This is a genomic window from Cronobacter condimenti 1330 (assembly GCF_001277255.1).
Taxonomy (GTDB): domain Bacteria; phylum Pseudomonadota; class Gammaproteobacteria; order Enterobacterales; family Enterobacteriaceae; genus Cronobacter; species Cronobacter condimenti.
Genome location: NZ_CP012264.1, coordinates 1,990,970 through 2,011,258 on the forward strand (window position 1 = coordinate 1,990,970; position 20,289 = coordinate 2,011,258).

At 55.3% G+C, this 20,289-nt stretch carries 17 protein-coding genes; 5 read left to right on the forward strand and 12 right to left on the reverse strand.

What is annotated here, in order from left to right:
* Positions 1 to 194: 194 nt before the first annotated feature.
* A complete protein-coding gene (gene rstB / locus AFK62_RS09145; protein ID WP_007663100.1) occupies positions 195 to 1,490 on the reverse strand; it encodes a two-component system sensor histidine kinase RstB in 1,296 nt (431 codons plus the stop codon).
* A gap of 26 nt (positions 1,491 to 1,516) precedes the next feature.
* The gene (locus AFK62_RS09150; protein ID WP_007663101.1) at positions 1,517 to 2,422 is read right to left on the reverse strand and encodes a LysR family transcriptional regulator; all 906 of its coding nucleotides are present in this window, start codon (positions 2,420 to 2,422) and stop codon (positions 1,517 to 1,519) included.
* A gap of 110 nt (positions 2,423 to 2,532) precedes the next feature.
* Here AFK62_RS09150 and AFK62_RS09155 point away from each other — a divergent pair, with 110 nt between their 5' ends.
* Positions 2,533 to 3,285, forward strand: coding sequence for an SDR family NAD(P)-dependent oxidoreductase (locus tag AFK62_RS09155; protein ID WP_007663104.1), 753 nt, complete (start codon positions 2,533 to 2,535; stop codon positions 3,283 to 3,285).
* A gap of 36 nt (positions 3,286 to 3,321) precedes the next feature.
* On the opposite strand, the gene rstA is transcribed toward AFK62_RS09155, so the two are convergent.
* From rstA to ydgH, 4 genes are all read right to left on the reverse strand, one after another.
* Positions 3,322 to 4,047, reverse strand: a complete 726-nt coding sequence (gene rstA, locus AFK62_RS09160; protein ID WP_007663106.1) for a two-component system response regulator RstA — start codon at positions 4,045 to 4,047, stop codon at positions 3,322 to 3,324.
* Positions 4,048 to 4,122: 75 nt separating this feature from the next.
* On the reverse strand, positions 4,123 to 4,842 hold the full coding sequence (gene folM, locus AFK62_RS09165; protein WP_007663109.1) for a dihydromonapterin reductase: 720 nt from the start codon (positions 4,840 to 4,842) through the stop codon (positions 4,123 to 4,125).
* Between the two features lie 33 nt (positions 4,843 to 4,875).
* Positions 4,876 to 6,258 (reverse strand): amino acid permease, encoded by a 1,383-nt coding sequence (locus AFK62_RS09170; protein ID WP_053531857.1) that lies wholly within the window; start codon positions 6,256 to 6,258, stop codon positions 4,876 to 4,878.
* A 185-nt stretch (positions 6,259 to 6,443) separates the two neighbouring features.
* A complete protein-coding gene (gene ydgH, locus AFK62_RS09175; RefSeq protein ID WP_053531858.1) occupies positions 6,444 to 7,388 on the reverse strand; it encodes a DUF1471 family protein YdgH in 945 nt (314 codons plus the stop codon).
* 526 nt (positions 7,389 to 7,914) lie between these two features.
* Between ydgH and pntA the strand changes: the two genes are divergently transcribed.
* Both pntA and pntB read left to right on the forward strand, forming a co-directional pair.
* A complete protein-coding gene (pntA, locus tag AFK62_RS09180; RefSeq protein ID WP_007682113.1) occupies positions 7,915 to 9,447 on the forward strand; it encodes a Re/Si-specific NAD(P)(+) transhydrogenase subunit alpha in 1,533 nt (510 codons plus the stop codon).
* Positions 9,448 to 9,457: 10 nt separating this feature from the next.
* The gene (pntB, locus tag AFK62_RS09185; protein WP_007682109.1) at positions 9,458 to 10,846 is read left to right on the forward strand and encodes a Re/Si-specific NAD(P)(+) transhydrogenase subunit beta; all 1,389 of its coding nucleotides are present in this window, start codon (positions 9,458 to 9,460) and stop codon (positions 10,844 to 10,846) included.
* Positions 10,847 to 10,960: 114 nt separating this feature from the next.
* On the opposite strand, the gene uspE is transcribed toward pntB, so the two are convergent.
* The 3 genes from uspE to ogt all read right to left on the reverse strand — a co-directional run bounded on the left by uspE (position 10,961) and on the right by ogt (position 13,499).
* On the reverse strand, positions 10,961 to 11,917 hold the full coding sequence (uspE, locus tag AFK62_RS09190) for a universal stress protein UspE (protein WP_007682104.1): 957 nt from the start codon (positions 11,915 to 11,917) through the stop codon (positions 10,961 to 10,963).
* A 136-nt stretch (positions 11,918 to 12,053) separates the two neighbouring features.
* Positions 12,054 to 12,806 (reverse strand): fumarate/nitrate reduction transcriptional regulator Fnr, encoded by a 753-nt coding sequence (gene fnr / locus AFK62_RS09195; protein ID WP_004385865.1) that lies wholly within the window; start codon positions 12,804 to 12,806, stop codon positions 12,054 to 12,056.
* A gap of 177 nt (positions 12,807 to 12,983) precedes the next feature.
* Positions 12,984 to 13,499, reverse strand: a complete 516-nt coding sequence (gene ogt / locus AFK62_RS09200; RefSeq protein ID WP_007682100.1) for a methylated-DNA--[protein]-cysteine S-methyltransferase — start codon at positions 13,497 to 13,499, stop codon at positions 12,984 to 12,986.
* Positions 13,500 to 14,108: 609 nt separating this feature from the next.
* Between ogt and smrA the strand changes: the two genes are divergently transcribed.
* Together smrA and AFK62_RS09210 are read left to right on the forward strand one after the other, a co-directional pair.
* A complete protein-coding gene (gene smrA, locus AFK62_RS09205; RefSeq protein ID WP_007665388.1) occupies positions 14,109 to 14,672 on the forward strand; it encodes a DNA endonuclease SmrA in 564 nt (187 codons plus the stop codon).
* A 198-nt stretch (positions 14,673 to 14,870) separates the two neighbouring features.
* Positions 14,871 to 15,686 (forward strand): Cof-type HAD-IIB family hydrolase, encoded by an 816-nt coding sequence (locus tag AFK62_RS09210; RefSeq protein WP_007665386.1) that lies wholly within the window; start codon positions 14,871 to 14,873, stop codon positions 15,684 to 15,686.
* A 53-nt stretch (positions 15,687 to 15,739) separates the two neighbouring features.
* Here the strand turns inward: AFK62_RS09210 and AFK62_RS09215 are convergent, their stop codons facing one another.
* The 3 genes from AFK62_RS09215 to AFK62_RS09225 all read right to left on the reverse strand — a co-directional run bounded on the left by AFK62_RS09215 (position 15,740) and on the right by AFK62_RS09225 (position 19,978).
* A complete protein-coding gene (locus tag AFK62_RS09215) occupies positions 15,740 to 16,927 on the reverse strand; it encodes a carbohydrate porin (RefSeq protein WP_032983968.1) in 1,188 nt (395 codons plus the stop codon).
* Positions 16,928 to 17,041: 114 nt separating this feature from the next.
* Entirely contained in the window at positions 17,042 to 18,562 is a 1,521-nt protein-coding gene (gene arfA, locus AFK62_RS09220) for an arabinosylfuranosidase ArfA (protein WP_007665382.1), read from the reverse strand.
* Positions 18,563 to 18,574: 12 nt separating this feature from the next.
* The gene (locus tag AFK62_RS09225; protein ID WP_007665380.1) at positions 18,575 to 19,978 is read right to left on the reverse strand and encodes a glycoside-pentoside-hexuronide (GPH):cation symporter; all 1,404 of its coding nucleotides are present in this window, start codon (positions 19,976 to 19,978) and stop codon (positions 18,575 to 18,577) included.
* Positions 19,979 to 20,289: the final 311 nt, after the last annotated feature.

Here is a 20,289-nt window from a genome sequence, read left to right on the forward strand (position 1 = left end):
ATAGCAGGCGAAAGGCTGTGTTTAGGCGCAGGGCGGGGAAAATGGCTGAGGCGGGATGACAGAGGGCGGTGCTGTGCACCCGCCATTCAGGTTAAAACGGATGAATAAAAGGAGGGCGGGTAGGCGCTGCGCACCCGCTACCTGTTATTTAACAAAAACCATCTGTCATTAGTTTCTCAAAAGCGCGCCTGCTATCACTTCACATCCGCAACGGGTGTCATCACGGGCCACTGGAAACGAAAATGCGCGCCACCAAGTGCGCTCTGGCTAACGCTCACCTGACCGTTCATGGCGGTCGCGATAGAATGCACAATGGCGAGACCCAGACCGCAACCGCCGGTGGCGCGATCGCGGCTTGGGTCGAGGCGTACGAACGGTTCAAAGACCCGGTTGCGCTCCTCTTGAGGAATGCCAGGGCCGTCGTCCTCCACTTCAAGCGTCGCTTGCGTGCCCTCAAGCGACAACCCAATTCTCAGCCGCTGCTCGCTATAGCGCAGCCCATTGTTCACCAGATTATCCAGCACGCGCTCCATCAAACGCATATCCAGCGCGCCGTACTCGCCTTCATCGACCCGCGCCAGCAGCAGCTCGCGCTCAGGATGCAGCAGGCGTGCGTCATCCACATAATCATGCAGCCAGCGTGGCAGCACCGGGTGCGTCAGGTGCAGCTCGGTTTGCGGGCGATCAAGGCGCGCGTAGGTCAGGAGTTCTTCAATCAGCGCCTCAAGCTGTCCAATGTCACGGTTAAGCGCCTGCGATTCCGTAGCACTCAGGTTATCGCTCATCTCAAGCCGGTAACGCAGACGCACCAGTGGCGTACGTAACTCATGCGCAATCCCGTCAATCAGATGTTTTTTACTTAAAATCAGCGCGTTAATGTTATTCGCCATCTGGTTAAACGCGACCCCGAGCCGCGAGAACCCTGAAGCTTTATCGAAATGAATACGCTCATCAAGATGCCCATTCCCAAGCCGTTGCGCCGCCGCCTCCAGACGCAGCATCTCCTGCCAGTGCGGGCGCATCCAGATAAACACCGGCAGGGCGAGTGAGATAGCAATCAGCGCAATCAGCGCAATATCCAGCAGCCGCATCTGGTGCAGAAAATAGAGATAGGGCACCGGGCCTACGGCCAGCACGTAGTGGCTGCGTGGAATGCGCTGGATAAACGTATATTCATCATCCAGCGCGACAATATCGCCCTCGCGCAGGCGGCGGCTGTTGATCTCGTCCAGATGGAACTGACTGAGCGGCTGAATACGCAATTTGAATGACAGATTCAAATCCAGCTCTTTGATGGTCTTATTCCACTCGTGCGGCGGAATTTCGCGCAGTTCGCTGCGCATCAGATAGAGCGAGCTTTTCATCAGGTCATCCAGCGACTGACGGCCCGCGCGCTCGGCGGTGAACTTGTAAACCAGCCCGACCATCATTGTCATCACCAGAAAACAGACAAACAGCAACAAATAGAACTGAATAAAAAGTTTTTTCATCGTGATGTCTCACCCGCGCGGCGCGGTTACGCTATTGCCGAGGTAGTTAAAGGGAAATGGGTTGCCAGATGATCGATAAAAGCTCTGACGGCGGGCGGCAGACCCCGACGCGTTGTAAACACCAGGTGCACGATCCCGCGCTGGCCTTGCCAGCCGCGATAGACATGCACCAGCTCGCCGCTTTTCAGCGCCTGCGCGCAGACATGGTCCGGCAGCAGCGCGATGCCAAGCCCTGCGATGGCGGCGGCGCGGATTGCCGTGAAATCGGCACAACTGAGCCGCGGCGCGTGGCGAATCAGACAACGTTTTCCCTGCGCATGTTCCAGCGCCCAGGTGATTTCGCCGGGCTCATCGCTGGTACCGAGCGTCGGATGGCAGGTCAGGGCGTCAACCTCGCTGTCGAGCTGGCTGGCGAGTCGGGGGCTTGCCACAAGGATGCGGCTCGAGGTTCCAAGCGAGCGCATAATCAACTCGGTGTCACTGGTCAGTTCAGTACGCACGCGAAGGGCAATGTCCACGCGCTCTTCAATGAGATCAACCGGGCGGTCAATGGCGATGATTTGCAGCTTCACCTGCGGATAGCGGTTCATAAATACCGGCAGGGTCGCGGAGATTATCTCCACTAAACCCGTCGGGCAGCTAAAACGCACCACACCCTGCGGCTCTTTACGCGCCTGTGCAATGACCGCCTGCGCCTTTTCTGCCTCAAGCAGCATGGCACGGCATTTCTCATAGAACGCCTGACCAATATCCGTTACCCGAAAGCGGCGGCTGGAGCGCTCAATCAGCCGCACGCCAAGCTGCGCTTCAAGCCCCGCTACACGGCGGCTCAGTTTAGATTTGGGTTGCTTCAGCGCCCGGCTGGCCGCCGCAAAACCGCCGTGGTTTACCACTTCGGCATAATAAAAATAGTCATTAAGATCGGGTTGCATCATCGTTCCCCAAACAGAACGCAGGGTGCCATTTTGTCCTGGTACACAGCCCGATGGGAAGCGCTTATTCTCAGCCCAGAACAAACGGTCATTCAACATGAGGAAAAAACATGAACGCACGTTTTAATGAGAAAGTTGTTATCGTGACAGGCGGCACCAGCGGTATCGGGCTTGCGAGCGCAAAAGCCTTCGCAGATGAGGGCGCGCACGTCTTTATCACAGGCCGCCGACAGGACGCACTCGACGCCGCGCTGCGCCAGCTAGGTGACAACGTCACGGGTGTGCGTGGCGATATGAGCAAGCTTGCTGATATCGATCGCCTGTATGAAGCGGTGCAGCAGCGCCACAGTCATATCGATGTCGTCTTTGCTAACGCGGGCGGCGGCGAGTTTGCGCCGCTTGGCGCGATTTCGGAGGCGCACTATCAGGACACCTTCGACACCAACGTCAAAGGTGTATTGTTCACGGTGCAAAAAGCGCTGCCGCTCCTGCGCGACGGGGCATCGATTGTTCTGACGTCGTCCACCACCAGTGCCACCGGTACGCCAGCCTTCAGCGTGTATTCAGCGACAAAAGCGGCGGTGCGCAGCTTTGCCCGTAACTGGATACTGGATGTCAAAGACCGCGGGATCCGCATAAACGCCATCAGCCCTGGTGTGACGGAGACTGCCGGGCTGAATGCGCTTTTTGGCGGCGGCGATCTGGCAGAAAACGTGAAAAATGACTTCACCGCGCAAATTCCGCTTGGGCGTGTCGGACAACCCGATGAAATCGCCCGCGCGGTGTTGTTCCTGGCCTCCGTGGACGCGAGTTACGTGAATGGCGTTGAACTGTTTGTCGATGGCGGGATGGCGCAGATTTAAAGGCATTAGCGCCGCGTGGTGAACGCGGCGCGGCGATTATGCTTCACTTTCCCAGGCATGCGGCGCGAAGAGGTAGCCTTTATTGCGTACAGTTTTGATGCGGTAAGGCTCGGTGGCGCTGTCGTTAAGTTTTTTTCGCAGGCGGGAAATCGCAACGTCCACGCTGCGATCGAGCCCGTCATAACTCACGCCGCGCAGGTTTTTTAATAGCGCGTCGCGGTCCATTATCTGCCCGGCGTGGGTTGCCAGTTCCCAGAGCAGGTCGAAATCGGCGGTAGAAAGCGCCACCTGTTCACCCACCAGTGTGACCTGGCGATTCAGAGGGTCAATACAGAGCGTGCCAAAGCGCAGCGCTTTGTGCGGTTGTCGTGTGGGCGAGTTGTCGGCAGGCGCAGGCGTGGTTACACGCTGGCGCAGGTGCAAACGCAGCCTGGCCAGCAGCACCGCAGGTGGGGTGGTTTTCAGAATGTAATCATTCGCGCCCATTTCGAGCGACAGAATATGGTTCATGTCGCTGTCGAGCGAAGTTAGCAGCACCACCGGCCCTTGCCAGTGCGTACGCAGGTCGCGGCAGAGCGTCATGCCGTCTTTGCCCGGCAGCATAATATCCAGCAGCACCAGATCGGGATTTTCGCGCGCAATCACCGCCTCGGCGCGATCGCCGCGGCTCTCGACAATCACGTCCATATCATGGCGTCCCAGATAGGCGGCGATAAGCTCGCCGACTTCCGGGTCATCTTCAACAAAAACGATCTTGCTCATAGCACTCTGCGTTGGAGTAAAAACACCAGGATACACCGCGCGGGCGCGCCATGCCAGCAACAGCGCCTCAACAGGTTAACGCAGCGGACGACCGCCGTTCACCGGGTAGCTGTGACCCGTCACGTAACGGCTGGTAAGAAGGTAATCGACGAGATCGATAATCTCTTTTTCGCCGGGCGCGATTTTCATCAGCGACTTGTTGAGGGCCTTCTGGCGGTACTCCGGGTCGTCATGCTCGTTAAAGAGGATAAGCGACGGTGCGATGGCGTTCACTTTGACCTCCGGCGCCAGCTTGCGCGCAAACGAGCGGGTGAGATTATCAAGCGCCGCTTTGCTGGCCGCATACGCGATATGTTTGTCGCTGCCGCGCTCCACGACATAATCGGTAAAGTGAATAATATCGCAGGCAGCGTGTCCCTGACCGCGCAGCAGGGGTTCCAGGGCAAAGTTCAGGAGATAGGGCGCGTGAACGTGAATTTGCAGCATCGCGCACAGCACTTCAGACGGCGGAACGGCCGGGCTTTCCGCCTGCCACGCGCTGGCGTTATGCAGTAGCGCGCGGATATGCGTGGTGCGGGCCTTTACCTCTTCGGCGAAGGCGAGAATGCCGTCGTCATGGCAGAAATCGGCCTCGATGCAGACTGCACCTGCGTCTTCCAGCACATCTATCGCGGGGTAACGGGTACGGTAACTCACAATCACATCATGGTGCTGCGCCAGGAAATGGTGCGCCAGCGCCAGACCGATTCGGCGGCCCGCGCCGGTGATAACAATGGGCTTATCCAGTTTTTTCATCCTGACTCTCCTTAGGCTTTAACGGCGAGGAGATTAGCGCACCAGCATCCAGGTGGCGGGCAGCGCGGCGATCAGCAGCAGGCCGATCACGATTTTCTCCTGGCCTTTCAGCGCCACGTTTTCTACATGGGTGCGGCGCGCGTAGAGGAAGAACACCACGCCCGGCGCGTAAAGCACTACCGACAGCAGCAGATGCATCGGGCCTGAGGCATACAGCAACCATAAACCATAAATGCACGCCCCGACAGCAATCGCCTTGTGCAGAGGACGTCTGGCGATTTTCAGCAGATAAGCGCCGACCAGGAAATAGGGCACCAGAATCATCTCGGAGGCGATGGTCAGCAGCGTGTTGTAATCGGAGCCGGTTGCCCAGATAAGCACCAGACAGATCTGCACGCTGGCGTTGGTCAGCCAGAGCGATGCCGACGGCGCATTGCGCGCATTCTGGCGGGCGAAAAGGCGCGGGAACGCTTTATATTGCGCAGCCAGCAGCGGCACTTCGGCAGCCATAATGGTCCAGCTCAGGTACGCGCCGCACACGGAGACGATAAGCCCTGCGGCAATGATAACCTCGCCCCACGACCCCATCATTTTCACCATCAGGCCTGCCATTGACGGGTTGCGCATTTGCGCAAGCTCCGGGCGTGCCAGAACGCCAAGCGATAACAGGGTCACCAGCAGATAGACGACCAGCGCGGCCAGTACGGCCAGCAGGGTGGCCATGCCGACATCTTTTTTATTGCGCGCGCGCGCGGAGACCACCACAGCGCCTTCCACGCCGATAAACACCCACAGCGTGATGAGCATGGTGTTTTTTACCTGCTCCCAGACAGGCACGCCGAGATCGACGCCGGTAAAATCGAGCGTAAACGTCGGCAGGCGGAACGCGATAATCGCCAGGACAACGAACAGGCCGAGCGGCACGAGCTTAGCAAGCGTCGCGGCCAGGTTGATGCTCGCCGCCGTCTGCACGCCGCGAAGCACCAGAAAATGTACGACCCACAGCAGCACCGAGGCGCCGACGATAGCCTGCCAGGTGTTGCCGTCGCCAAAAAGACGCAGTTCGGGTGAATCAGTAAAGAAGCTCAGCGCGGAGAATACGATAACCAGATAGGAAACGTTGGCGATAACGGCGCACAGCCAGTAACCCCAGGCGGAACAGAAACCGACCAGTTCACCGAAGCCTTCGCGTGCGTAGGTAAAGATGCCGCCATCAAGATCAGGACGCAGGCGGGTAAGAAAGAGCATCGCCAGCGCCAGCAGGAGGATCCCCACACCGGTAATTCCCCAGCCAATCAGCAGCGCTGCCGGGCTTGCTACCTCGGCCATATTCTGCGGCAGACTGAATACACCAGCACCCAGCATGGAACTTAAAACAAGCGCGGTTAACGCGGCGAGGCCAAGCTTCTTTTCCATAGACAACCTGTTTTGCAAAAGGGGAGAACCAGAATAATTATTGTGCCAGAGCGCATAAAAATGGTGGATTGCACTAAGGCGCGGGATTTTACGGAGTGCGAAGCTCGCTTGCAATGCGACATACACAAAATGTAGCGGAAAAACAAAAAAAGCGGCCAGGGCCGCTTTTTTTTGAGAGAGGGGTCTTACTTGTAGAGATCGGCGCTGATGGTCATGTTTCCGCCGCGCTCTTCCCACTGACGGGTAATGTGGTAGTACTTCGCGCCTTTCTTCGCCGCGCGCTTCGCGACGTTGTAGGAGATATCGGTCATGCTGCTGTAGTGGCCGGTGAACTTCACGCTATCAAACGGCACCATCTGGGCTGCGGTGATTTTATTCACTTCTTCTACTTTAGTGCCATCGGGCAGAGTGACAGTGTAACGCCCGCCTTTCGAGGACTGCGTTTCAAAGAAGCGGCCGACATCGCTGCTTGGGGTAGCGGTGGTTGCTACACCCGGAATTTCGACTTTTTTGGCTTCTTCGCCGCCTTTGGCGATAGCTGCGCGGCCAGCCTCGGAATCGGCCGGGATGGCATCAGGGCTTTGCAGCACGCGTTTTTTGGCGTCGGCTTTATAAATGAATGCCGTGATGCGCTGATTGCCGCCCTGGTTGGTGTCAACCTGGCGCACAATCCAGAAGGAGGCCGCACCTTTGGCTTTCGCCTGTTTGGTGATGGCGTCATTCACTTCCGGCTGGCTGCGGTAGAAGCCTTGTACGGTCACCGTGTCGAACGGCTCAAGCGCGATGGCCTGCTCTTTAGGAAGCTCAACCACGCCATTGATGACACGGTTTTGCGGGGCCTCCGCTTTCGGGGCATTTTCGCGGTAAACATCCGCCACGACGCGCCAGTTGCCGCTGTTGCCTGTGTCGCTGGTGTCCAGAATATAAAAAGACGCCGCGCCCATATCATCTGCGCGACGGGAAACGGCTTTCGCCGCTTCGTTAAGGGCGTTGAAGCGGCCCGTGATAACAACACGGTCATACGGCTTCAGCGCCGAGGCTTGTTCCGGCGTTAACTCTGTCGCCGCCTGAGCTGACAGCGAGGCCGCGGAAAACAGAGCGGTCGCCAGAAGGGTGTTCTTGAGCTTCATAAAAATAGTCCTTCACCTTGCGCAAAACAGGTACTGATACAGCCTGTGTGTAATTGGTTAGTCGTTGATTATTGCATTGAAAGGTGCCGCATGTCTGCGCCATTTTTCACACCTGATGCTGCCGTCTGCGGTTTATAAATAACTTCAGGTTATGAATGGTGAAAATCCTCCGCTGACCAGTTAAATTGATAAAGCTTATGACTTTTTAAGTTAAATCCTTGTTAAACCGCGTCGCTTCAGCGGCGCAGAATCGTTTTTTCCTCACCGTTAAGAGCGCAAACGTAGCGGCTCACGGCCATATTTAAGCAAAAATCCCTGTCAGACGGGCCAGACGCTACACTTTCACTCATTAACCCTTAAATAGTTGTCCCGGACGGTGGATCGAAGGCGTTTATTTCAGTAGGTTATAGAAAGTTTGTGACAACGATATGGATGGCGAATACCACGGCGTCGCGCTTTTTCGCCGGTCGTTTTCGTCTGCTAAGCGAGTGACAGACCATCTTAAAAATCGATGGAAGGGAATACTATGCGTATTGGTGTACCAAAAGAGCGGGTCGCGCTGGAAACCCGCGTCGCGGCGACCCCAAAAACGGTGGAACAGCTGCTGAAGCTGGGTTTCAGCGTCGCGGTGGAGCGTGATGCCGGTAAACTGGCAAGTTTCGATGATGAGGCGTTCAGTGCCGTGGGCGCAAGCGTGGTGGAAACCGCTGAGGTCTGGGAATCGGATGTTATCCTGAAGGTGAACGCGCCGCAGGATGACGAAATTGCGCAGCTGCGCCCGGGCACGACGCTGATAAGCTTTATCTGGCCTGCCCAGAATCCACAACTGCTGGAAAAACTGGCGGCGAAAAACGTCACCGTGATGGCGATGGATTCTGTGCCGCGTATTTCCCGCGCGCAGTCGCTGGATGCTTTAAGCTCCATGGCTAACATCGCAGGCTATCGCGCGATTGTGGAAGCCGCACACGAGTTTGGTCGTTTCTTCACCGGTCAAATCACCGCAGCCGGTAAAGTGCCGCCCGCCAAGGTGATGGTGATTGGCGCAGGGGTTGCAGGTCTTGCCGCGATTGGCGCTGCCAACAGCCTTGGTGCGATTGTTCGCGCGTTCGACACCCGCCCGGAAGTCAAAGAGCAGGTGCAGAGCATGGGCGCCGAGTTCCTGGAGCTCGATTTTAAAGAAGAAGCGGGCAGCGGCGACGGCTACGCCAAAGTGATGTCCGAGGCGTTTATCAAAGCGGAAATGGCGCTTTTCGCCGCCCAGGCGAAAGAGGTGGACATTATCGTGACCACCGCGTTGATTCCGGGCAAACCGGCACCGAAGCTGATTACCCGTGAAATGGTTGATTCCATGCAGCCAGGCAGCGTGATTGTCGATCTCGCCGCGCAAAACGGCGGCAACTGTGAATACACCGTGCCGAATGAAGTTTTTGTCACGCCTGGCGGCGTGAAGGTCATCGGGTATACCGATCTGCCGGGCCGTTTGCCGACGCAATCCTCCCAGCTTTACGGCACCAACCTGGTGAACCTGCTGAAGCTTTTATGCAAAGAGAAAGACGGCGCGGTCGTCGTCGATTTTGACGACGTCGTGGTGCGTGGCGTAACCGTGATCCGCGAAGGCGAAGTCACCTGGCCTGCGCCGCCGATTCAGGTTTCCGCACAGCCGCAGGCCGCGGCGGCAAAACCAAAAGCCGCGCCGGTTGAGCCGCCTGCGCCTGCGTCGCCGTGGCGTAAATATGCGCTGATTGCCCTTGCCATTATTTTGTTTGGCTGGCTTGCTAATGTCGCGCCGAAGGAGTTCCTCGGCCACTTCACCGTCTTTGCGCTCGCCTGCGTGGTTGGCTACTACGTGGTGTGGAACGTTTCCCATGCGCTGCATACGCCGCTGATGTCCGTCACCAATGCTATTTCAGGGATTATCGTCGTTGGCGCGCTGCTGCAGATTGGCGATGGCGGCTGGATAAGCTTCCTGAGCTTCATCGCGATCCTCATCGCCAGCATTAATATTTTTGGTGGTTTCACCGTCACTCAGCGCATGCTGAAAATGTTCCGGAAGAACTAAGGGGTAAGTCATGTCTGGAGGATTAGTTACGGCTGCGTATATTGTCGCCGCAATTCTCTTTATTTTCAGCCTGGCGGGGCTTTCTAAGCACGAAACCTCACGACAGGGCAACCTGTTCGGTATCGCGGGGATGGCGATTGCGCTGGTCGCGACCATTTTCGGGCCGTATGCCAGTAATGTCGGCTGGATAATCATCGCGATGGCAATTGGCGGCGCGATCGGGATCCGTCTTGCTAAACGTGTCGAAATGACAGAAATGCCGGAGCTGGTGGCGATTCTGCACAGCTTCGTAGGCCTGGCGGCGGTGCTGGTGGGCTTTAACAGCTACCTGCATCACGAGCCAGGGCTCGCGCCAGTGCTGGTGAATATTCACCTGACCGAAGTCTTCCTCGGCATTTTCATCGGTGCGGTGACATTTACCGGCTCGGTGGTGGCGTTTGGAAAACTGCGCGGCAAGATTTCGTCTAAACCGCTGATGCTGCCAAACCGTCATAAGCTCAACCTGGCGGCGCTGGTCGTGTCCTTTATCCTGCTGCTTATTTTTGTGCAGACGGAGAGCACCGGTACACAGGTATTTGCGCTGTTTGTGATGACGCTAATTGCGTTAGCGTTCGGCTGGCACCTGGTGGCGTCCATCGGCGGTGCCGATATGCCGGTGGTGGTTTCCATGCTCAACTCTTATTCCGGTTGGGCGGCCGCTGCGGCGGGCTTTATGCTGAGCAACGATCTGCTGATCGTGACCGGCGCACTGGTAGGTTCTTCGGGCGCCATTCTCTCTTACATCATGTGTAAAGCGATGAACCGTTCGTTTATCAGCGTGATTGCAGGCGGTTTCGGCACCGATGGCTCGTCCACTGGCGAGAGCGATGAGGTGGGTGAGCACCGCGAGATAACGGCAGAAGAGACCGCAGAAATGCTGAAGAACTCGACCTCTGTCATCATCACGCCGGGCTACGGCATGGCGGTAGCGCAGGCACAATATCCGGTTGCGGAAATTACCGAGAAACTGCGCGCGCGCGGCATCAAAGTCCGCTTCGGTATTCACCCGGTCGCGGGCCGTCTGCCAGGGCATATGAACGTGCTGCTGGCCGAGGCGAAAGTGCCGTATGACATTGTGCTTGAAATGGATGAAATCAACGACGATTTCACCGACACCGATACGGTGCTGGTCATTGGTGCGAACGATACCGTCAACCCGGCGGCACAGGACGATCCGAGAAGCCCCATCGCCGGCATGCCGGTGCTGGAAGTGTGGAAGGCGCAAAACGTTATCGTCTTTAAGCGTTCTATGAACACCGGCTACGCAGGCGTTCAGAACCCGCTGTTCTTTAAAGAGAATACGCAGATGCTGTTTGGCGATGCGAAAGCGAGCGTGGACGCTATCCTGAAAGCCCTGTAAGGCCGAAAGGTTTGAAACCGCCAGCCTGCTGGCGGTTGTTTTTTTGCGTCGCATTGACGCGCAGGCAATAAAAAACCCGCCAGGCGGCGGGTTTAGCGAACACAGCGCGACGTTTTAGTCGTCGTCGTCCTCTTCATCATCCAGTTCGACGGTGCTCTGGAAATCATCGGGTTTGATGACCAGCAAATCGCAGCGTAGATGGTCGATGACCTGTTCCGCGGTATTGCCGAGAAACGCAGCGGAAAGGCCGGTACGCCCGATAGTGCCGAGCACCACGATCCCGGCCTGCAAATGCTCGGCGAGATCGGGGATCACTTCTTCAGGCAGCCCTTTTTCAACGTGCGTCATGCGCTCGCTGATGCTGAATTTCTGGCGCAGCGCTTTCATCGCCAGCAGATGCTGTCCGCGAATGGCGTCGTTATATACGCTCGGGTCGAAATCAGGAAGTTCGATAGCAATGTTAATAGGCGTCGCCGGGTAAGCGCCGACCAGATGGACTTCGGTATGGTTAACCTGTTCGGCCAGGTGCAGCGTTTCGCGCACCAGCTTTTCGTTAAGGCCGGTGTGGTAGGGTTCTTCGCTGGCGAGATTCACCGCGACGACCGCTTTACCGCCTTCCGGCCACGGCTGGTCTTTCACCATCCAGACCGGGCACGAACATTTACGCAGCAGATGCCAGTCGGTCGGTGTGAAAATGACCGATTCCAGACGCTCGTGCTGGTGCGTCATTTTCAGCAGCAGATCGTGGCCGCCGCTTATCACTTCCTGAATGATGGCTTCAAAGGGACGGTTGTGCCAGACCACTTTGATGTCGATGGGAACGCCCGCGTCGATATAGTATTTCGCCTGCTCGCGTATCCATGCGGTGCGCTGGCTGATAACCCCCTGACGCATGGCGGTGCGCTCGTCGGGCGACAGAAGGGTGGTCATTTCATAGGAGAAGTCATAAATCGGCAGAAAGGCTTTGATTCGCCCGCCGATTCGCTGGTGTAGATAAACTGCTCGCCGTAAAGCCGGTTGGTCATCCTGATTGGGGTCGATGGCCACCAGCATGTTTTGATACCTTGCCATACAGGGTCTCCTTACAACTGCTTACCCACAGTTTGTCGTTTAAGAGTAACCCATAAGATGTGAATGAAACAGGAGAGAATTCCCAGCCGGATCAATAAATCAGCAAAATTTATCGATCCGGCCGGCGAGGAAAAGCTTATGCGACGTTGCGGGATTGACCGGCGAGTTCCGCCAGGATTTCGTGGTTTTCGATGGTGATATATTTGCCTTTAACCGCGAGCATTCCGCTCTTCTGGAAGCGGCCCAGCAGGCGGCTAATGGTTTCCACGGTCAGGCCGAGGTAGTTACCGATATCACCACGGGTCATCGTCAGTCGAAACTCACGCGGCGAGAAGCCACGCTCTGCGAAACGACGCGAGAGGTTATAGATAAAGGCGGCGAGGCGCTCTTCCGCATTCTTTTTGGAGAGCAGCAAGATCATATCCTGGTCGCCTTTAATTTCGCCGCTCATCAGACGCATCATCTGCTGACGCAGGCTCGGCATTTTGCCGGAGAGGTCGTCTAAGGTTTCAAACGGGATCTCACAGACCATTGAGGTTTCGAGCGCCTGAGCGAAGCTTGGGTGATGCGCAGTGCCGATAGCGTCAAAGCCGACCAGATCGCCTGCGAGGTGAAAGCCAGTTATCTGCTCATCGCCTTGTTCAGTGATGGTGTAGCTTTTGATGGTGCCGGAACGGATAGCGTACAGCGATTTTAATTCATCGCCCGCTTTAAACAGCGTCTGCCCTTTCTGGATGGGCTTTTTGCGCTCGATAATATTATCGAGCTGATCAAGCTCATGCTCATTCAGAGTAAAAGGGATACACAACTGGCTGATACTGCAATCCTGGCAATGGATGGCACAACCGCCAGACTGAATGCGTCGTATAATTCGCTTTTCCGGGATCATAAGTTCGCTCAAGCCTTAATTGATATTGGTCAATTTTAACATCTTTTGACCGTACAGGTAAATCCGGCTAATGCGCAATAAGAGAAAAGATCCTGGTTTAAATCTGGCGTTTAATGCCATCCGACTGAAATGCGTCGTATTTAATAATTGCTGAAAAATATTATTTCAGGGGCTGAATTAAATTAGCAAATAACCTTCGTGACGTAAAAGCCACTCTTTTCGCGCAACGCCGCCCGCATAACCGGTTAATGTGCCGTTTCGCCCGATAACCCGATGGCATGGCACCACAATACTGATAGGGTTGGACCCGTTCGCCGCGCCGACGGCTCGCGCAGCGCCTGGACGACCAAGACGCTGCGCCATCTCGCCGTAATGCATCACCTGGCCGCAAGGAATAGTGCGCAGCATTTGCCATACTTCGCGCTGAAAAGGCGTTCCCGACGTCGCAGTGGGGAGGTCATTAATGACCGCAAGTTCGCCTTCAAACCACGCCCGTAGCGTGTCACTCAGCCCGCCGGGATTGGCACAGCCCACGCGGCGAAAGCCTTCCTGACGATAGTGAATAGCCAGCAGTTGCTCCATGCGATCGCTGTGTTCTTCCCACTCGACGGCTCGCAGGCGCGCCTGTTCGTCGGCAATGACCCAGAGCGGCCCAAGCGGCGTGTCGATTTTATCTTCCAGTAAAGTCAGCATTGGCGTTCTCCTTGTTAAGGCGTCAAAAATAGCATGGCGCTCACGCACTCACCATACCGCCACAGGAGGAGTAAAGGAGGGAAAAAACAGGCATTCCATTGCCCTGAGCGGCCAGAGCCGCGCGCGTGAGTCATCATGAGCGCCAAAGAAAGGGATAAAACGCCTGCGCTGTGCCGCCTGCGTTTCCAGATAAAACAAAGCGAACTTTCTTTTTTCTGGAAAATAAAAAATAGAGCCTGAAGACATCGTATTCAGGCTCTACAGTACACACAGCAGCGCTTCCAGGCTTTGTACCGCCTTTATTTTTCCTTAACATGCGGATAAGAAATATATAGCAACATAAATGCACATTGTCACAGCGAAGGGGTGATTTCATTCACATATATTTAACAAGAAGCATTAGGGAAACTGAATAATGTGATCCCGCATCACCCCGTATAACCCCTTCGGGTGAGCCTTGATCCATAACGTCATTCTCTGCTATTCCCGTTTCGCTTTAATGCCCCTTCGTGAAGACCTGATGTAAATATTCCGCACAATGTTGCGCATTGAGCCATTCTGAAAGGGAAGCTATAGTGTGCGCCCTGACGAAGTCCTGGAGGATTGACCGTGAACCCTGACGACAAATCACTCTTTCTTGACGCCATGGAAGATGTCAAACCCCTGAAGAACGCCGACACGGCGCCGTGGATGAAACCCAAAATTGACCGCACAGCCGCGCGCATTGACACCCTCCAGCTTGATAACCCGCTGACAACGGGGTTTTTGGATCTTATCCCGCTCGACAAGCCGCTGGAATTCCGCCGTGAAGGGCTACAGCAGGGCGTGCTGGATAAACTGCGACTTGGCAAATATACCCAGCAGGCAAGCCTTAACCTGTTGCGCCAGCCGGTCGAGCAGTGCCGCCAGATGCTGTTCGCCTTTGTGCACCAGGCAAAGCACGACGGACTACGTAATTTGCTCATCATTCATGGCAAAGGGCGGGAGGAAAACGCTCACGCCAACGTTATTCGCAGCTATCTTGCGCGCTGGCTCACCGAGCTTGATGACGTTCAGGCGTTTTGTACCGCGCTTACCCACCACGGCGGCAACGGCGCCTGTTATGTTGCGCTGAAAAAATCTGCCGAGGCGAAACTGGAAAACTGGGAACGCCACGCCAAACGCAGCCGTTAGCCTTCACCGGGCGTTCACCGCCCGGTTATCAGCCTGCTTCTCGCCTCACGCGATTGCGGTTTCCGCTATCTTTAGTGGGTACGCACCGTTGTATCAGACAGGTTTCATATGAAAATGATTCGTCCTTTATTCATATAAAAACCGGATTAAACAGTGTTAGCATGAGCCGCTTATGTGGTAATGACTTTATGAGGCAGTATGAAAATTCAGCTCATCGCAGTAGATATGGACGGCACCTTTCTTAACGATAATAAGCAGTATGATAAAGCGCGGTTCACCACGCAGTACGCCGCGCTAAAAGCGCAGGGGATCCGGTTTGTGGTAGCGAGCGGTAACCAGTATTACCAGCTCATCTCTTTCTTCCCCGAGATCAAAGACGACATCGCATTTGTCGCCGAAAACGGCGCGCTGGTGTACGACCACGGCGAACGTATTCATCACGGCGAACTGACCCGCGAGCAATATCATCAGGTCATCACCACACTCTCGGCGCAGGGGGATTTCAACTATGTGGTGTGCGGGCTTGAGAGCGCCTATTACCAGGCGGGCGCGCCGGAGGCGTTCATCAGCCTGATGTCCAAACACTATCATCGCCTGAAGCCGGTGGACGATCTGTTCGCTATTGATGACATCATTTTTAAATTCTCGCTCAACCTGCCCGATGATCAGATCCCGGCGCTGATTGAAAACCTGCATAACGAACTGGAAGGTGTTGTGAAGCCGGTTACCAGCGGCTATGGGTTTGTTGATCTCATCATTCCCGGCTCACACAAGGCGAGCGGTCTTGAACGTCTGATGGCGCGCTGGGAGATCGGGCCGGAGGCGTGCGTGGCGGTGGGCGACAGCGCTAACGATCTCGAAATGCTGCGTCTTGCGAAATATTCCTTTGCGATGGCTAACGCGGCGGCGCAAGTGAAAGAGACAGCGCGTTACGCGACGGGTTCTAACAACGACAGCGGCGCGCTTGAGGTGATTGACGCTGTACTCAACGGCGACAGCCCGTTTAACCGCTAATTGCTACTGCGGGATTATCGCCCCTTCGCAGGCACGAAGGGGCGAGGGCAGGATCAGAAGAAATATTTAAAGCGCACGCGCGCGCCGTAGCGGTCTTTATCACCCTCGTTGTCGTACTCGCTGTCTTTCAGCGACAGTTGTGACCAGTACGCGCCAAGGTAGATATTAAAGTTATCCATATCCATCACGTTGGTGAACCCGTAAGAGAGATGCACTGTGTGAATGTCATATTTACCCGGGTATTTCAGCTGGCCGTCCTCTTCTCCTATGCTCGACACATTAAACTCATCAATATTGTTATGGGCGTAGATATACCCAAGCTCCAGATGGCGCCACAGCACGTTAGCACCGGCGCTGAAGTCGGTTTCATCGGTTGCATCCATATAGGCGGTATTGATGTTAATCACCGTGCCGTCATCCGGATTGTTCTTCAGGCTATTCCAGGTAAAGGTTGCGCCATAGCCGGTGCGGTCTGACTGATCCTGAAAGCGTCCCTGTGCGTCGTTATAACCATAGGCATTGCTCACGACGTTGGTTTCCATCGCCACGGCGGCGGAAACATGGTCATCGCGCCACGCGATCACCGGGCGCATATAGATAACGTTCTTTTTATTTTCCAGCGCGTTGCCGTGGTATGCATCCTCGGCAAACAGCGTGGTGCCGTCTTTAACCATATTATTCAGCTCGAAATACCAGTTGCCGTATTCGCCGCTGAACTGCACCGCGCCGCCGTTACTGCTGCGCCCGCGGCCTTCTTTCATCATGTAGACGTAACCAAACCCGTCGCCGTAAATATCGTTCGCGGTGTTGCCGGAGTACTGAATGAAGGTGTCCTGGTTGAGCGGGAACATGTCGTAGGCTTCAAAACGGCCCACCTTAATCTTCCATGCCTGCGGCTGGCCGAAGTAAAACGCCGCGTCATCCAGATTGGTGTGGCCGGAGAGATCTGCCAGCGGCTGCACCGTAAAACCTGCAAAGTTGCCGTTTTTCTCACGGTAACCGTCAACGCCCAGCAGAATACGGCCATTCACGTCCCACTTTTCGTGGTCGCCTGGCTTCCAGTCTTTATCATCTGACGTGCGAATTGAGGTGAGGTGCCCGGTGCGGCTTGCCGCATCCACGTTAAATTCCACATCGCCGTAGAATTTAAGATCGCCCTGCGGCGTATTGACTTTCATTTCCGCCATTGCACAAGGCGCCAGCAGACTTAAGACACAGGGCAGTACCATCATCTTTTTCATGGGGACTCTCTTATTGTTTTCAGTTTTCAGGCATACGGTGGCCCTGCCGCCGTTCAAAAACGGCGGTTCGGGCCTTTCAGAGGTGATTGGGCGCCAGCGGCGCGGACGAACTCCTTACGCGCGGGCGACCGACAGCGTGATGCGGTTCCAGGTCAGTGGCGCAAGCGTGACCGTATTCTCACGCAGGCTGCCATGCGGGTAATCGATAATGTCCGGACTCACGCGATTCGGATCGTCAAACGTGTTTTTGGCGTAGAGATCGTCGCTGCGCAGCACTTTGTGTTCTTTCAGGCGACAGTCGCTAAACGCAGGCAGGTTAATATCCAGCTCAAACGACGTTGTGAAATCGCAGTTCACCGCAAAGAGATAAATCTCCCCGCGCGCCTCGTTGTATACCACCGATGACTGCACGCTGCGGGCGTCGCCATATTTGCTGGTAAACGTCGGTACCGGCAGCTGGTGGCGCAGCACCACGCCGTCGCTTACACTCGCGACCATCTCGAACGGCCAGAACAGCGTCTGGCAGAGCGCGCCTTTACCAGGTTCCGTGAAAATCGGTGCGATGACATTCACCAGCTGTGCGAGGCTTGCCATTTTCACGCGGTCGGCATGATTAAGCAGCGAGCAGAGCAGGCCGCCCATGACCAGCGCGTCCAGGAACGAGTAGCGATCTTCCAGCAGCGGCGGGGCGACGCGAAAGCGGTTCGCCGGATCTTTCATCGGCGCGTCCCACGGATCGCCGCGCAGATACCAGACGTTCCATTCATCAAACGAAATCATCATGTCTTTATTGCTGCGCCGCACGGCTTTGGCATAGTTGGCGGTGCTGACAATGGTTTCGATGAAATTGTCCATATTCACAAACGAGGCGAGGAAATCCGTCTCGCTGCCTTCGTTCTCGTAATACTGATGGCAGGAGATGAAATCGACGTAGTCGTACAACTCCTCCAGCACGATGCGATCCCACTCCGGGAACGTCGTCATCGCCGAGCTTGAGCTGCCGCAGGCCACCAGTTGCGCTTGCGGGTCGATGCAGCGCAGAATTTTCGCGGTTTCACGCGCTTTAATCGCATACTCTTTGGCGTTCATCTGCCCGGTCTGCCACGGCCCGTCCATTTCATTGCCAAGGCACCACAGGTGGAAGTTATACGGCTCGCGGCGCCCGTGCTGAATGCGCAAATCGCTAAGCGTCGTGCCGCCGGGATGGTTACAGTACTCCGCAAAGTAGCCCGCCTCCTGCGGCGTACCGGTGCCGAGATTCACGGCGATCATCGGCTCGACGCCGGTTTTCTCGCACCAGCGCGCGAACTCATCAATGCCGAACTGGTTAGTTTCTTTGCTGATCCAGGCGTAATCGAGGCGCACAGGACGTTCTTCTTTCGGGCCAATGCTGTCGCGCCAGTTAAAGCCGGATACATAGTTGCCGCCAGGGTAGCGCACGGTGGTCACGTGCAGCGCTTTTACCAGTTCAATCACATCCTGACGAAAGCCATCTTCATCCGCCTGCGGGTGTTCTGGCTCGTAAACGCCGGTGTAAACCGCGCGGCCCAGGTGTTCGATAAACGAGCCGAACAGTCGCGGGTCGATGGCGGAAATGACGTTCTGCGGGTCGAGCGTGAACGATAACGTGGTCATAACGTCTCCTTATTAACGAAAGGCGGAATCGCTGGCATATTTCCCGACGCTCAGATCGTCCTGAATTTTCTGCATCGTCTTTTTGTCCAGCTTGTAGAAAAGGAAAATAGTCGAGGTCAGTACGCCGCCGATGGCCGGAATAAACGTAATCAGCATCATGATGGCCTGTTGTGTGGCGGGCGTCTGTATGGCGGCTTCCGGCACATAATGGGTGGCAGACAAGACCAGCGCGGTGATAGCGCCGCCGATGGCAAGACTGACTTTCAGCGCGAACAGGTTGCCGGAGGCGTAAATACCGGACATGCGTTTTTTAAGTTTCCATTCACCGTAATCGTCGGCATCAGCGATAAACGACCAGAATACCGGTACCGTGATCGCGCCAATCCAGGCCCGCAGGGTGTTCAAAATAAAGATCAGCATCACATTTTGTGGGTCGACGAAATAAATAAGGACTGAGATCGCCGCCGTAATAAAACCTACCGAGATATACAGTTTCACCTTGCAAATATAACGGGTGACGAAACTGGTCGCGAGATTTCCGAGAACACAGGCCACCACGCCAATACTGATAAACAGCGTGGTCATGGTGTTATCGAGATGCATTAAATATTTGGTGAAATAGATAGTCGCGCCGCCGCAGACAAAGGCGGGAATACAGCCAATAAACATCCCGGCGACGACCATTAACCACTGGTCGTTTTTAAAGGCCGAGCGGAAATTACGGACGATATTTTCCTGTTTTTCTCGCTGCGGCAAAATGCGCTCGCGGGTATTAAAAAAGCACAGTAAAAACAGGCACAGGCCAATCACGGAGAACATGGCGTTTGTAATAAAAAAGCCTTTCTGCTGGTTGCCGCCACCAAGATAATCCACCAGCGGCAGCAGGGTCAGCGAGCAGAGCAGCACAGCGCTGTTGGCCATCGTGAAGCGGTAGGACTGGCAGGCCACGCGGTCTACCGGGTTTGCGGTAATCACGCTGCCAAGCGAGCAATAAGGAATATTCACGGTGCTGTAAAGTACCGACAGCAGCAAATAGGTCACGAAGGCGTAAATCTCTTTCGCGCCGGTGCCTAATTCAGGCGTATAAAAAGCAAAAATACAGATGGTACAAAACGGCACGCAGCCGTAGAGGATCCACGGGCGGAAACGACCGTGACGGGTAGGATAACGGTCAGCGAGCGCGCCAATGACCGGGTCGATAAACGCATCAAGCAGACGCACCACTAAAAACATGGTGGCAATCAGCGCCGCGTTTAATCCAAATATATCGGTATAAAACCAGGTTAAAAACATGGTTACCGGGCCCCAACTCATATTGCAGGCCGCATCACCAAAACCGAAACCTAATTTCTCCCTGACCGTCAGCCGGTCCTGGGCAGGAGCCACTTTATCCAGCACTGCTGATTGCTGCACCATGATAAACCTCGTTGAATGAATAACCTGAAAGCCAGGGTGAGCATAAGGTAGCGGAGGAATACCCGGTGCGATGTGGCGCGCTTTTTATATTTTATAAATGCCGCATCTCATCCATATAAATGACAAAAAATTACATACCCCTATTTCGAATGAAATAGGGCGCAGCGTGATAACTATTTCGGTTGGTGATTATATTTGCAAGAAATAGTCTCGCTTATTTTATTATGTTATTTACCGAGCCAGCGCGTTTATAGGCATAATAAAGATGTGCCTATCATGTTTCGGTTCAGAGAATATATTCTGAAAGAGTT